This is a genomic window from Sulfitobacter sp. F26169L (assembly GCF_026410285.1).
Lineage (GTDB): Bacteria > Pseudomonadota > Alphaproteobacteria > Rhodobacterales > Rhodobacteraceae > Sulfitobacter.
The window spans coordinates 242,868-257,360 of record NZ_JAPMLP010000001.1 but is presented as its reverse complement, the minus strand read 5'-3'; the positions used below and the strand labels follow the sequence as shown (position 1 = coordinate 257,360).

The 14,493-nt window shown below is 53.2% G+C and carries 11 protein-coding genes and 1 tRNA gene; 7 read left to right on the top strand and 5 right to left on the bottom strand.

Translation table 11 applies throughout. The features are described 5' to 3' along the window. Window positions 1-208: 208 nt before the first annotated feature. Complete coding sequence (locus OS189_RS01210) at window positions 209-4,162, top strand: calcium-binding protein (RefSeq protein WP_267165453.1); 3,954 nt, start codon at window positions 209-211, stop codon at window positions 4,160-4,162. 78 nt (window positions 4,163-4,240) lie between these two features. Further along, entirely contained in the window at window positions 4,241-6,142 is a 1,902-nt protein-coding gene (locus OS189_RS01205) for a calcium-binding protein (protein WP_267165452.1), read from the top strand. A gap of 540 nt (window positions 6,143-6,682) precedes the next feature. Here OS189_RS01205 and OS189_RS01200 read toward each other — a convergent pair. Next, window positions 6,683-6,901 carry a hypothetical protein gene (locus OS189_RS01200; protein WP_267165451.1) on the bottom strand — a complete coding sequence of 73 codons (219 nt, stop codon included), beginning with the start codon at window positions 6,899-6,901 and terminating at the stop codon, window positions 6,683-6,685. Window positions 6,902-7,343: 442 nt separating this feature from the next. Beyond that, a tRNA-Leu gene (locus OS189_RS01195) sits at window positions 7,344-7,429 on the bottom strand. Window positions 7,430-7,624: 195 nt separating this feature from the next. Here OS189_RS01195 and OS189_RS01190 point away from each other — a divergent pair. Together OS189_RS01190 and lipB are read left to right on the top strand one after the other, a co-directional pair. Beyond that, window positions 7,625-8,299, top strand: a complete 675-nt coding sequence (locus OS189_RS01190) for a DsbA family oxidoreductase (RefSeq protein ID WP_267165450.1) — start codon at window positions 7,625-7,627, stop codon at window positions 8,297-8,299. Between the two features lie 28 nt (window positions 8,300-8,327). Then, on the top strand, window positions 8,328-8,993 hold the full coding sequence (lipB, locus tag OS189_RS01185; RefSeq protein ID WP_267165448.1) for a lipoyl(octanoyl) transferase LipB: 666 nt from the start codon (window positions 8,328-8,330) through the stop codon (window positions 8,991-8,993). A 9-nt stretch (window positions 8,994-9,002) separates the two neighbouring features. Here the strand turns inward: lipB and OS189_RS01180 are convergent, their stop codons facing one another. Together OS189_RS01180 and OS189_RS01175 are read right to left on the bottom strand one after the other, a co-directional pair. Continuing rightward, window positions 9,003-9,434, bottom strand: a complete 432-nt coding sequence (locus tag OS189_RS01180; protein ID WP_267165447.1) for a response regulator — start codon at window positions 9,432-9,434, stop codon at window positions 9,003-9,005. After that, the gene (locus tag OS189_RS01175; RefSeq protein WP_267165446.1) at window positions 9,431-10,717 is read right to left on the bottom strand and encodes a PAS domain-containing sensor histidine kinase; all 1,287 of its coding nucleotides are present in this window, start codon (window positions 10,715-10,717) and stop codon (window positions 9,431-9,433) included. The genes OS189_RS01180 and OS189_RS01175 overlap by 4 nt, the downstream gene beginning before the upstream one ends. 289 nt (window positions 10,718-11,006) lie before the next feature. Here OS189_RS01175 and ctaD point away from each other — a divergent pair, with 289 nt between their 5' ends. From ctaD to OS189_RS01160, 3 genes are all read left to right on the top strand, one after another. Continuing rightward, window positions 11,007-12,680 carry a cytochrome c oxidase subunit I gene (ctaD, locus tag OS189_RS01170; protein ID WP_267165445.1) on the top strand — a complete coding sequence of 558 codons (1,674 nt, stop codon included), beginning with the start codon at window positions 11,007-11,009 and terminating at the stop codon, window positions 12,678-12,680. 208 nt (window positions 12,681-12,888) lie between these two features. Beyond that, on the top strand, window positions 12,889-13,299 hold the full coding sequence (locus OS189_RS01165; RefSeq protein ID WP_267165444.1) for a hypothetical protein: 411 nt from the start codon (window positions 12,889-12,891) through the stop codon (window positions 13,297-13,299). 55 nt (window positions 13,300-13,354) lie between these two features. Beyond that, window positions 13,355-13,837 (top strand): DUF2244 domain-containing protein, encoded by a 483-nt coding sequence (locus OS189_RS01160; protein WP_267166045.1) that lies wholly within the window; start codon window positions 13,355-13,357, stop codon window positions 13,835-13,837. An 11-nt stretch (window positions 13,838-13,848) separates the two neighbouring features. On the opposite strand, the gene OS189_RS01155 is transcribed toward OS189_RS01160, so the two are convergent. Beyond that, entirely contained in the window at window positions 13,849-14,310 is a 462-nt protein-coding gene (locus OS189_RS01155) for a GatB/YqeY domain-containing protein (protein WP_267165443.1), read from the bottom strand. Window positions 14,311-14,493: the final 183 nt, after the last annotated feature.

Sequence of the window (14,493 nt, the reverse complement as noted above, 5' to 3'; positions counted from 1 at the left end):
GTGGTGCTATGTTGAAACGCATGTCGCAACTACTCACAATTCCTATCGCAACAGGATCGCGAACCATAGGCCAAGGGCAGATGGTTGCGTTTGGGTAACTATATTAATGTTGTTCAAATGCAGCGGGATGGAAGATTGCGTTGATGGATTTTTATTGAATACGTTCTCATCAACTTGATCATTTTCTTAACACGTAAGGTTATTCTCTATGCCCCCTCCTTTTGATGCTGATCCGATTTACCCTGACGGCATCGGAGGGGGCGCGGGTATAAGCACCGGCGGCCAGATCGGTGAGGGCGACGAAGAATCGGGTGTTGAAGTGATTGGTGGCGCTACGGTCGGTGATCCGGCCGCGAGCGGACCTGGCGGCGTGGCGGGACCCGGCGTAGGAGGAGGTGGAGATGTCGGGGGTGGCGGTACAGGCGGCGGCCAGTCCATTGGCCGCTTTGACCCCGACAACCAAGCACCTGAATGGGTGTATGATGGCCGTTACGGGAAATCCACGGGTGGGATGTTTGGCGGCGGATCAGATTTTGCTACACCGCAGGGAACGAAAATCGATCTGGCGCTGTCAGATTTGTATATTGACCCCGACGGTGACGCACTCAGCTTTAACTTTGACTTGCCTGGCGGTCTGTCGGTCGACCCGCAATCAGGGCGGATCACCGGCAGTATTACCGAAGAAGTTGGCACATATGCCGCATCGTTCTCTGTTGATGATAACAACGGAAACAGCGTGGGCACTGGTATTTTTTGGGAAATTTTACCTCCCTTACCAGAGACAGGGGATCTGCTGATCACGACCCAAGGCACGTGGGCTGTATCGATGGTTGATGGCGTTGAAACATACACGCTCGCCCCCGCTAGCGGCCCTGTGTATCTAGGCCACGCCAATGGCGTAGAACGCCTTTTACGCATTGAAAATGCCGATGAAATCACCATAGATAGTTCGGGACTTCACGTTAAATACGCTGACGTCTACGCCGAGGTCTCGGGCACCGAAGATGCATTGTTCGCGGGTGATTTTGATCTGGATCTTGGCACGCTGGAAACAACAAAGCTGACCGAAAAATCAACCTCTGCAAAGATGTTTCAGCCTGCATTGGTTGATGATTTTGCAGTTGCTGAAATCCGGCTGCAAACAAATGCCGTCAAATCGCTGGGCAATATGCTGGTGGATGCCAACCAGAATTTCGGATTTGGTGACAAGGGGATAACGGGTACATTTGACCAATCCGGCGTGTCTTTTGGCATTGCAAATCTCGGCTCGTCTTCGATCGACCTGACCAAAAAGACATTCACACTTCCGTTCGGCGGGCGCAACGTGTCCATTGATCTGGACCAGCTTTCGATGAGCTATTCGGAATATTACAACAGCCTGTTCCTGTCTGGCGAAGCGAAGGTTGAATTTGGCAGTGGCCGGCATGTATTCGAGGTTGATCTGGCCGGACCGGGATCCGTGTTCAGCAACCTGTTCGAGCCCGGCGGCCGCTATATCCGCATCGGTGATGTGGATGGTGACGGCGAGCGAGATTATGATATTTCGATGGAAGGGAGCTATCGCTTCAATCCCAAGTACGGTTCCACAATCAGCGCCCAGGACAGTCTGGGCCTGCGCGAGTTCACAGCCGAGATTGATACCTGGAACGATGTTTTTGTAGGCAGTACAGAGGTCCGCATACCGTTTCTGAAAAGCACCCTTTCAACCGAGGTCGGATTTGAATGGTCACCCTTTGCATTGGACAAGCTGAAAATCGGCTTTGACAATCTGGATGTACCGCTTGGGCCGACAGGCCTTTATTTCAACTCGGGTTCTCTGGGGGTTGATGATATCGACGGTTCTACCAAAGACGGCTTGGTCGTCGAAGGCGAAGTGGGTGGATATTGGGGTTCTCCCGCCACCAAATTTGTCACAGCATCCATAGGAGTCGAGAACACCAAGGAAGAAACCAAGCTGTCGATCAAGGCGGAATCCAAGGCAAAGGACTGGTTCTCAAAGAGCGCAAATGTTCTTAGCGATGCCGCAGAGATGGTCGAAAAACGGTTGGGGCTGGATCTGGACGCATTTCTGGACACCAAGCTGTTTGAAGTCGAAGGAAGTGGAACGCACAAAGACGACGGGACGACCAAGTTTGAAGTAGAGTTCAAAAGCCTCTACGAAACCTTTCAAGGCGCGGGTTCGATGGAGTTCTCGACGGCGAATAATGGCGCATCAAAGTTTCTTGTGAATGGTGAAGGCCGATTTGTGGCCCCGAAATCATTAGCCGTAATCGGCGGTAAAGAGCTGTTTGCAGCAGGTCTTGAGCTTCAGATCATTTCTGACATGCTCCCCCGAAACGATCACCTGAAAATCTGGACGAAGTTCGACGTGTTCAACACCGAAGCCGCTTACGGTTTTGAAATCAACGGTGCCTATGAGTTCAGCTGGATTGGTAAAGATGAGATTCCGCTGATTGGCAGCTGGCAGCTGGAGCCGACAATGGAATGGGCCATTATGACGGCCGATTGGGAAAACGAAACAGAAAGCGGCGCGCTGATTGTTATCACGCCAGACGGCGATCGTTTAACCGAGGCTGACATTGAATTACGGGACGATATTGAGATCGTTGAGGATCTGTCATCCGGCTTTAGCCGTTCGGTTGCCGTGGCAACACCTGCGTCGGGCATTTGGGATATCGAAGTTGCTGGCGATGCGGATTACGGCGAGGTGACCTATGAAGCAAGCAACGGCATCAAATTGCCCGAATTTTTGGATTGGACAACAGTTATTGCCGACGAAACGGCATCGGCGGTTGCATCTGTCATCGTACAAAGCCCTGATGCGGACGCAACAGTCGAATTTTATATCGATACGGACACCGACAATAAAAACGGTCAATTGATCACTGAAACCCCAATCGAGGTAACGGGGCAGGAGATTTCACAGGAGATTGATCTGACCGCTTTCGCCCCCGGAACGTACTACCTGTATGCGGTGGCGCGCGGCGACAATATCGCTCCTGTCACGACATTCGGGACAGCCGTTGATGTTGCTGGATATGCCAATGTCGCCGTCGACATATTGGAAGGTTATAACAGCCGGACAGCGCAGCATAACTACACCATCAACGTCACAAACGACGGGACCGCTTCAGCAAAAGACATCGTTGTTGATCTGACCATACCCGAGGCGGATGTGGTCGAGTTTACTCCCAACAGCCGAACGGCCTTGTTTGATGAGGGGGTGGGAAGTGTTGCAATTGCGGAGCTGGCTGTGGGGCAAAGCGTCAGCTTTGATATCACACTGTTGATACCGGATGCCCATGAATACGGAGAGATCACAGCTGCTGTTTCACATGGCGGTTTTGATGCAGATCCGACAGATGATACGGCAACATTCGGATTGGGTACGGCAGACGATCGCGCGACATACGCGCCCAGCAGTTTCACGCAGCTAGCGGATATTGGCAAGCTTGACGAAGCGGGACGGCTAGAAGGGTTTGCCGGTGATGATATTCTGATTGGTTCTCACGGTGATGACCGGATAATCGGTGGAACGGGCGATGATCTACTCAACGGACGCGACGGAGCTGACATTCTAAACGGAGGTGACGGCGATGATACGATCATCGGAGGTGCATCTGCAGATGATCTGCGCGATGTGATTATAGGCGGCGCTGGACATGACGACATCAATGCAGGCTACGGCAATGATAAGGTATACGGTGGTCAGGGGAATGACACTATCGCGGGCGGGTTCGGCTCCGATACACTGATCGGTAACGCCGGTGATGATCTATTGACCGGTTCGGCGTTCGGTGACTTCCTGTTTGGCAATGCGGGTGATGACTTTATCAACGGCGGCTTTGGTGCCGATCGTGTGAATGGTGGCACAGGCGCTGACAGCTTCTTTCATCTGGGCGTTTTGGGCCACGGCTCTGACTGGATTCAAGACTATAGCGCTGCGCAAGGTGATCTACTGGTGTTTGGAAGGAATGATGTCACTGCGGACCAGTTCCACCTGACCACCGCTGTGACCCAAAACGCAGGTGCTGCCACCGCGGCTGAGGCGTTTATCACATTCAAACCAACAGGGCAGATATTGTGGGCCTTGGTAGATGGAGCCGAACAAGACATGATCAACCTACAAATAGGCGGCGATGTTTTCGATCTAACCTTCTAACGGTTAGCCCAAGTTGCCCGCAAAGGTGCGGTGGCGATTTAACAAAAAACGCAAGCCTAACGAGAAATAAACACGGACATGACGACAACATCTTTCGCCTTTAATAAGATCGGTGACCCCATTCAAGTCAACACCTTCGAGACTGGTCCACAGGATCAAAGTTCATTTGCGATCCTCTCGAATGGTGACCTGATCGTCGTGTGGCGATCTTTCAATGAAGAGGGGTCGCATCAGGAAATCTACGGACAGCGCACGGCTGTCGGGGGAAATAAAATTGGAGAGCAGTTTCTGATTAGTTCAGGGATGGATGATAGTATTGATGGTGAAACACATAGTTCGCCGCAAGTCTGGGCGAAAGAGAACGGTGGCTTTCAGGTTCTCTGGTCTGAAAATCAAACGAGGTCATACGATTCCGAAGGCATCGCAGGCCCGATTGTCGAGACAGATTTCACTATGTCTGCCAACATTGGCGGAGCAGCAAGTTCCCGAGAGCCTGCTAAGGTCGCGACGAACGCCGACGGGACTTTTGTTCGTGTCTATGTTGAAGCAACCACTCATACCGAGTCCGCAAGCCAATATACCATCTTCGTTCAAGTCTATGATGAAAATGGGCAAACATTGGGAGAACCGAAGCCGCTTAGGTCAACGAACGTAGAAAATAACAGCGCTCCAATAACTGACCTATTGGTCGAATCCATCGGTCACGGGCAATACGCTGTTAGCTGGGACGAGGAGTTGCAGCTTCCTTTTGGTGAAGTCGCAACACATACTCGGGTACAGATAGTCGATTCCGACGGTTCTGTCGTGGGTAATTTACTCGTCGACGAGCAGTTGAACGACGACGACCATATCCAAGGCGATGTACCTCGGGTGACACGCCTGACTGACGACGGGTTACTGCTTTGGGGCTTTGATGGCAAAATTCGCCGTTATGATGCGGATGGCACATACATCACTGAAACCGAAGACACCTTCTACATCACGTTTTGGGAAGAACAACACGCATTTACGACCGAAACCGGCGCGCTATTTTTAGATGAAACTTTCTGGGGCTATTCTGGCGTTCTTGTGGATAGCGCTGGAAATATTACAGCAAAGGGTGGAATTGATTTCAGCGAAGAACAAGAGCTTCGCCCTCTCGCTTCTACAGATAACATGGCATATCTTGGCAACCAACGGCTGATCGCGTCGCTTAAAGGAGCCGAAGTAACCCTTCAAACCATTCAGTACACACTGACCTTCGAGGGCACGGACGGTGATGACGTTTTGACAGGCATGGATGGCGGCGATGTTCTTAATGGCTTGGCCGGAAATGACCGCCTTCTTGCGCGGGATGGTGACGACACGCTGAACGGCGGCAACGGCGCTGACACCCTTAACGGGGGTGACGGTGACAATCTTATTTATGGCGGTGGCGGTCCCGCTGACTTGCGCGATGTCATCTATGCCGGTGCTGGTGACGATACCGTGTTTGCAGGGTACGGGAACGATCTGGTGTTCGGCATGGACGGTGATGACCAGATTGCAGGCGGCTTTGGCGCGGATGAACTGCATGGACAGAATGGAAACGACACAATCAACGGTGGCGCTTTGGCGGATATGATCTTCGGCGGTGACGGTGATGACTTCCTGAATGGTGGCTTCGGGTATGACCTCGTGAACGGAGGCGCAGGCGCTGACAAATTCTTTCACAACGGCACCCAAGGCCATGGGTCCGACTGGTTGCAGGATTTTGACACGGCAGAGGGTGACGTCCTTTTGTTCGGCAATCCTGATGCAACCGTAGACCAGTTTGTGGTCCGCACCGCCCACACAGAGGCTGCGAACGGAGAGCGTTCAGGCGATGATGCCGTCGAAGAAGCGTTTGTGGTTTATCAACCGACAGGCCAGATCATCTGGGCGCTTGTAGATGGCAGCGGTCAAGATCAGATCAACATCCAGTTTGCAGGAGCAAGTGATCTGTTTGATTTGCTTGGTTAATCCCGAGTTAAGGTGCTTTAACTGATCCTCTCGCGATTTTTTATTGGCGGATCAGACATTCTGTCAATGTACCGGCAATGATGACACGAAAGCCTTGTTAGACACGCAGTCCAGCCAGCATTTGGGACCGCGCAAGTTGTCAATTCGACCGGGAAATACACTCAATCGGGAAATTCGCCTAAAATCCATCCGAAACCCCTCAAGGCGTCCCTCCGAGTGCCCTCTCCATTGCCTCGTATACCGTCTTCAATCGCGCCTCTGCACCACTGTTTCCGCCAAACACCAAGTCCGCCCATTGCATGGCCTAAGATGCGGTTTTCGTGGCGCTGAGGCACACCAGGCCGCGACACCCCGTTCTTTCAAGTACGCGCCATATCAGACCAAGTTCAGGGGGCCTTAACCTTCTCATTTGATCGTTTACGCATTTCAGATAAAACCGACGCGGGCAAAAGGTCGCGCCGTTCCCGCTCCGTCTGCGGCACTTTACCTACAGCGTCGACTGACAAGCCTTTAATTTGATTTATCACCTGCCCTCTCGCGTCAAATCCAGTGATCGCCCGCTTCGTCATAGCTGATATCATGTCCATTTCCCGGCGCACTGATGCTGGAGACAACCGCTTGCAGCATGTGGTTCCTGCGCGTGCGCGAGCGCTCCCTCTTGAACCACCAGCGGACGTTTGTCCACGGCCCTAACGCGCGCTCTATGGCCGACAGCCCAGCTAAACGGTTTCTTTGATCGAGCCCTTTCGCAAAATTCATGGCCGCCCTAACCTACATCTCTTTACCGTCTAGAAGGCTCACTGATGGTTCTTCCGATTATGGCGCAGCGACGGCTCTGAAAAGCATACGGTCTGCTCTTCAACGGTGCAGATCATCTGCAAGAACCTCTCGTCAACGCCCTCTGAGAAAACCCCGCCCGATGCCGTCTTGCGACTTTCTAAAAATTTTTCCGAAATCAACGACCAGAACAGCACTTTCGCGCGCGGTCATCGGCACCTGAACAAAAAAATTCCTAGCGCCTTTGCGACCGCCTTGGGATAGAGGCGGCGGAATCGTTACGGACCTCCAGATAGCTCGTCAATGTGGTTGTGTCTGATCATCACGGCTGTTGCTTATGTCCCCGAAGTGTCCCGAAATGTGTCTCGGGGAAGACGTCATCGCCATGGTATATCAGAAAAATCTGAAATCTCAGGGGTATATATGGTGCGGTCGGAGAGACTCGAACTCTCACGGGTGTTACCCCACAGCGACCTCAACGCTGCGCGTCTACCATTCCGCCACGACCGCACGCCATGGATGGTGGAGGTGCAATAGCGCGGGTTGCGGAATACCTCAAGAGACAAATTGCAGCACGAGAGGCTGAATAATGCTTCGATCGGTCCAGATTCCCGTTGACGTTCTTATGGGTGTGGCCGTTTGCCTTGTAAAACGACGCCAGAAACCCGATTTTAATTTTAACGCAAGGACGTAGGAGCAAACTTCATGGCAGATTCAGACCAATTCGCGCCGATCCAGATTGATATCGTATCGGATGTCATGTGCCCGTGGTGTATTATAGGCTTTCGTCAACTGGAACAGGCGCTCGGCACAACAGGCGCAGGAGCATATATCAGGTGGCACCCCTTTGAACTGAACCCCGCTATGCCGCCTGAAGGGCAAAATTTGGGCGAACACATCACGGAAAAATACGGTGCCACGCCAGAACAGAGCGCGCAGAACCGAGCGCAAATGAAGAATTTGGGTGCGGATCTGGGTATTGATTTCCGCTTTGAAGAAGACAGCCGTATCGTCAATACTTTTGCTGCCCATCAACTGCTTGACTGGGCGCAGAGCAAGAATCTGCAACACCCTCTGAAACTTGCACTTTTTGACGCGCATTTCACTCAAAAGCGTGACGTTTCCCAGCATGATACACTTGTTGATATTGCCGTCAGCGTTGGTCTTGATGCAGATGAAGCGCGCGAAGTTCTGCAACAAGAAACCCATGCCCAACAGACCCGAGAGCGTCAAAAATTCTGGACCGGACATGGTATATCCAGTGTTCCGGCGATGGTATTTGAAGGCAAATATCTGCTGAGCGGGGCGCAAGGTGTGCAGGGCTATGCGCAAATGTTGGAAAAAATTCTTGCAGAGCGCTCGCAAACATCCGCTGGTTAAGATTGCAGAACCCAATTAGACAGATCGTATGATTGAATGGATTACCTCATCCGGACTGACCGGCTTTCGGGAAGCTGAAGCATGGATGGAGGCCCGTGTGGCCGCTATTCTGGACGGATCCGCGCCGGAATGTATCTGGCTGGTAGAACATCCGCCGCTATACACTGCCGGCACGTCCGCAAAGCCGAACGATCTAAGGGAGCCGGAGAGGTTTGATGTCTTTCCAACCAAAAGGGGCGGACAATATACTTATCACGGCCCGGGACAGCGGGTGGCCTATGTGTTGCTGGATGTCGGCGCACGTGGACGCGACGTGCGTCAGTTTGTGCAGCAACTAGAAGCTTGGGTGATTGCCAGCTTAGCGCAATTCAATATTACCGCCGATATTCGCGAAGGCCGTGTCGGTGTATGGGTTACCCGACCGGAAAAGCCCCCGACGATCACAGGCCAGCCGGCCGAAGACAAAATCGCCGCAATCGGAATTCGCCTGCGAAAATGGGTCAGCTTTCACGGCATATCCCTGAACGTCGAGCCTGACCTGTCGCATTTCGAAGGCATCGTGCCGTGTGGTATATCGGAATTCGGCGTAACCAGTCTGGTTGATCTGGGCTTGCCAGTTACAATGGAGGATGCCGATACCGCGCTGCTGCAAAGCTTTGCCGGAATTTTCGGAGAGGCCCCCCACCCGCAATAGAAGGACGCCTCATGCAACTGAGCGGTGGCCATCATCCCGCTTCTGAAATTCCTCTACCAATTCGAGCAACTTTTCCAGACGCAGGGGTTTATCGCAAAAGCAGTGTACGTTCGGATCAGCCTCGGCACGCCGGTGGTCAGCCTCCAGCAAGGAGGTTGACAGCATCACGATGATAAGTTGCGCGTCGCTATTGATCTGCAGCTTTGCGTAATGCTCCAGAAATTCAAACCCGCCCATCCCAGGCATATTGATATCCAAAAATATGAGTTCAGGCAGAGGACGCCCTGCAGCCAGATCTGCATGCAAGATATCCAGCGCCTCTTGCCCGTCCGTAGCCACATCAATTGCGCGAACACGACCGGAGCGTTCGATCACACGGCGATGCATCATATTCGTTACAGTATCATCATCTACCAGCAATATACGTTTCAACGGTTTCATTTTTGATCCTCCTCAGGCGCAAATGAAATTGTAAATCTGGCACCTTGGCCACGCGTCCCTTCTACCCCCAAGCTGCCGCCGCGTCGGGCAAGCATACCGCGCGCGCAATAGAGCGAAATTCCGTTTCCGGCTGGTGTTTTATGGGCGCGCTGGAATAGTCCAAATGCTTTTGCAGCATCATGGGGGTTGTGCGCGTTTCCTGCGTTCAGTCCTGTACCATTATCTGCAACCGACAGCCGGACCTGATTTGCTTTGTGACTCCCGCAAATGGTTACCCGCAACGGGCGCGACGAGTCTGCGTATTTGATCGCATTATCGAGTAGAGATCCCAGAATTGTATCAAGCTCGAATCGGTCAAACTGCACGGTCAGGTTTTCTGGCACATCAAGACAAACCGACAGTGCCGCCTGCCCCTGAATCAGGTGAATTTTGTCAATTGCATCGAAGACAATCTGATGCAGGTTCAGCGCGTCCGGTGGCGGTCCTTCGCCCAGCCTGATTTGCGCTACCAGTACCAGCCCCTGAATCTTAGCACTCAGCTGCTCCGCACACTCACTAACCCATTGAATCTGTTCTTCTTGTTGTGCAGAAAGTGTGTGCGCACCAGCCTTCAGCATCACGCCCAACCTGTTCAGATTGTTTACCGGAACCTTCAAATCATGTGTCGCGATGTAGGTAAGTTGCTCCAACTCGTCCACAGCATCCTGCAACTGGGCAGTGCGTGCACGAATGTTATCCTCAAGCGTGGCGTTCAGATCAGCGAGGTCTTGGGTACGCGCGGCGACTTTTTCTTCAAGCTGCGCGTTCAGTTCCGCAAGGCCAAGTTCCGCCTGCTTTTGTTCGGTGATGTCGCTTGCGCAGCCAATGTGTCGCAGGACGCGACCGTCAGCGCAGCGATCAAACACTGTATCAACCGAGCTTAGCCAGCGCTGCTCGCCTGATTTGGTCATCACCCGATATTCCAGCGCAACACTGCGGCCGTCCGCAAGCCGGGCTATCCGCCCCATGTGTGCGCCAAGCAGAGGATGATCGTCGGGATGGATAACCTCGCTCAACATTTGCGCGCCGAAGTCGCGTATTTCTTCGGAGGAATAGCCCAAGTGCTCACCGACGGACTGGTTCGTATAGTCATTCGCGTAAGTCAGGTGATTGAAAACATATACAAATCCCGGCATCAGGCTCATTATGCGATCAATAGAGGGCACGGGGCCAACCCAGTCCGCCGCACCACGCGGCGTCTTTTCAATATCGTCGGATTGGGAAAGCCGCATTGAATCTGACACAAAGTATTACCTGACTGTTCGCGTGCTATGATTGCGAAAGAGGTTTACCAGAGTGTTAATTTCCACGGCCCCGCAAGACAGCCGATAGTTCAAATTTGCCATAACAGCGCCAACGCCGCCGCAGCACACCGACACGGGCAATTATGATCAAGGCTCTTGAAAATACTTGCTCCTGCGACCATCGTGCCCATTGCCCTGTGCGCGACTTACTTTTAGAAGCAACAGCAGTCCGCAGTGCGTTTTGCCAACAGACGCGCCTGCATTTTAATCCAAGCCAAGGAGGCACCGCATGGCAGACGCAGCCATTAACGGGCATGATCACGAAGACGAGCGCGGTTTTTTCACGCGCTGGTTTATGTCCACAAACCATAAAGACATCGGTATTCTGTACCTGATCGTTTCCGCCTTTGTCGGATTCATTTCGGTCGCATTCACCATCTATATGCGCCTTGAATTGATGAACCCTGGTGTCCAGTACATGTGTATGGAAGGCGCACGCTTTATCGCTGATTCCTCGGCCACCTGTACGCCAAACGGTCACCTGTGGAACGTCCTCATCACCGGTCACGGTATTCTGATGATGTTCTTCGTTGTTATTCCTGCCCTGTTCGGCGGTTTTGGCAACTATTTCATGCCACTCCAAATCGGCGCGCCGGATATGGCGTTCCCGCGGATGAACAACCTGTCCTTCTGGTTGTACATTGCCGGTACATCGCTGGCGATCTGCTCTGTTTTGCTGCCTGGTGGTAATGGACAGTCCGGATCGGGCGTAGGTTGGGTTCTGTACCCGCCGCTTTCGGTAAAAGAGGGCGGCATGTCCATGGATTTCGCGATTTTCGCGGTTCACGTGTCCGGTGCATCCTCAATCCTCGGCGCGATCAACATGATCACAACGTTCCTGAACATGCGTGCCCCCGGCATGACCTTGTTCAAAGTGCCGCTGTTCTCGTGGTCGATCTTTGTAACCGCATGGTTGATCCTTCTGTCCCTGCCTGTTCTGGCGGGTGCAATCACCATGCTGCTGATGGACCGTAACTTCGGGTTTGCGTTCTTTGACCCCGCTGGCGGTGGTGATCCGGTTCTCTACCAGCACATCTTGTGGTTCTTCGGTCACCCCGAAGTGTACATCATCATCCTTCCGGGCTTTGGTATCATCTCCCACGTGATTGCAACCTTCGCGCGCAAACCGATCTTTGGCTATCTGCCGATGGTCTGGGCGATTATTGCAATCGGCGCGTTGGGTTTTGTCGTCTGGGCACACCACATGTACACTGTGGGCATGTCGCTCAACCAGCAGGCATATTTCATGCTGGCAACGATGGTTATCGCGGTTCCGACAGGTGTGAAGGTGTTTAGCTGGATCGCCACAATGTGGGGCGGCTCTGTTGAGTTCAAGACTCCGATGCTCTGGGCGTTCGGCTTCCTGTTCCTGTTCACCGTTGGTGGCGTTACAGGTATCGTTCTGTCACAGGCTGCAGTAGACCGTTACTACCATGACACATACTACGTTGTTGCACACTTCCACTATGTGATGTCGCTGGGCGCTGTGTTTGCCATCTTTGCCGGTATCTACTTCTACCTGCCCAAGATGACAGGCCGCATGTACCCTGAATGGGCTGGCAAGCTGCACTTCTGGGCGATGTTCATCGGTGCAAACCTGACATTCTTCCCACAGCACTTCCTTGGCCGTCAGGGCATGCCACGTCGTTACATCGACTATCCGGATGCATTTGCATACTGGAACTGGTGGTCCAGCCTCGGCGCATTCCTGTCCTTTGGTTCGTTCATCTTCTTCTTTGGTGTAATGGCTTGGACACTGACACGCGGCGCGCGCGCGACAGCGAACAACCCGTGGAACGAATTTGCGGACACACTGGAATGGACCCTGCCCTCCCCGCCGCCCGAGCATACGTTCGAGCAGCTTCCAAAGCAGTCGGATTGGGACAAACAGCCAGGCCACTAACCGCCTGACCATATAAGAAACAAGAAAAGGGCTCCAACGGCGGTTGGGGCCCTTTTTACATTCTACCAATGGCAGCGGTCAGCCCCACAGTGTAGCTGCTACTCACCCCCCTCAGGATACGCACCCTATGTCGTCTTTTTTTGTTCTTGGGCTATTGTTGCTACCACAACTGGTCGCACACTCTCGCAGATGCAGACCAGCTGCGCATTTGACATTGCTGCTGTTCAGCCTGTGCACCGTAAGCGTCTTTATCTTGTCCAGTGCCTTTGGCAACCTGCCACTGCCGCATGCGGAGGGGACACGATATAATTCGCTAGACGACACGGTATCAGCAGAGATGGTCACCTATACGCTACAAATTGCGCCGCTTGGCTATGCGGTGTTCGGCCTTGTTCTGGTGATGCCGCTGTTCTGGGTGGTGGAGCATTGCCACCCAGACGCCGAGTTTCAGGTCGAAATAATACTCGCACAAGGTCTTGCCATAACCACCGCTGGCGCGATCTGGGGCAGTATGAGGCACTCAACTTTCTATCTTGTCGAAGGCACAGCGTGTTGCTTCGTCTTTGCAATGCTCGTCTGTGCGATCTGGCGGCTTGCGCATCGAGACAGACAGACGTAGATGCAATTGCAGTTTGTCGCATTGATCCCGCGCAGCGGTGGGTTATTATCCAATCATGCCGTATGAATGGACTTCCCCGCCCCACAGCACACCACAGACCATGCATCTGTGGCCGCACAATTCACTCCCCGCGCGCGGGATGGCGGCCTTTGTGCTCAGCACCTTCACAATGATTTTGATTCCGGTTCTGGCGCTTCTCGGCTCTCCCCTATTGTGGGGTCTGTTGCCATTTACGCTGGCGGCGGTCTGGGGGATATACTGGGCGCTGCAACGCAACCACAAAGCCCGCCAGATTGATGAACATCTGGTGCTAGGGAAAACGATGGCGTCTCTGACCCGCACCAACCCGACAGGCGACGTGCAGGAATGGGATTGCGACCGCTACTGGACCCAAGTCACCAAATACGATGACGAAGGTCCCGTTCCCCATTACATCACACTGCGCGGCAAAGGCCGAGAAGTGGAGATCGGCGCATTCCTCAGCGAGGAGGAGAGGATCGCGCTCTATGACGACTTGCAGCGCGCCCTACGGCGCTAAGGGCCCTCCCGTCAGTTCGACAGGCGATCTTTCAGCATTGGCCCTACACGGCCAAAATCCATCTGGCCGGTGTATTTGGCTTTCAAAACGCCCATCACCTTACCCATGTCGCGGATGGATGTCGCACCGACTTCGGCAAGGGCAGCATCTACTGCCGCTTTTGTTTCGTCTGCATCCAGCTGGCGGGGCAGAAACTCCTCGATGACCTTGATTTCCATCAATTCATGCTCTGCCAGATCAAGACGCCCGCCCTCCTCGTAGGCGCGCGCGGATTCGACACGCTGCTTGGCCATCTTGCCAAGGATCGCCAGCACTTCATCATCACCAACGCCGTCTTCATTGCCTTCGGCGCGTGCAGCAATGTCTTTGTCTTTGATCGCCGCATTCACCAGACGCAGGGTCGACAATCTGTCCGCCGCCTTGTCTTTCATCGCCTGTTTAAGTGAGGTACTGATACGTGTCCGAAGGTCCATGGGGATCCCTTACATTTGGTCATCACAAGAGTTTGGACACTACCCAATCGCCCCCCTACATGCAATGCGGATCAAAGAACGTTAAGTATCTGATTGGAATAGATATTCAATTATTTCCGAATCTTGACCCTCCCCCGTGGCCGCTATAGGTTGCAGTCGTTTGCCAAAAGACGTGCGTCACGT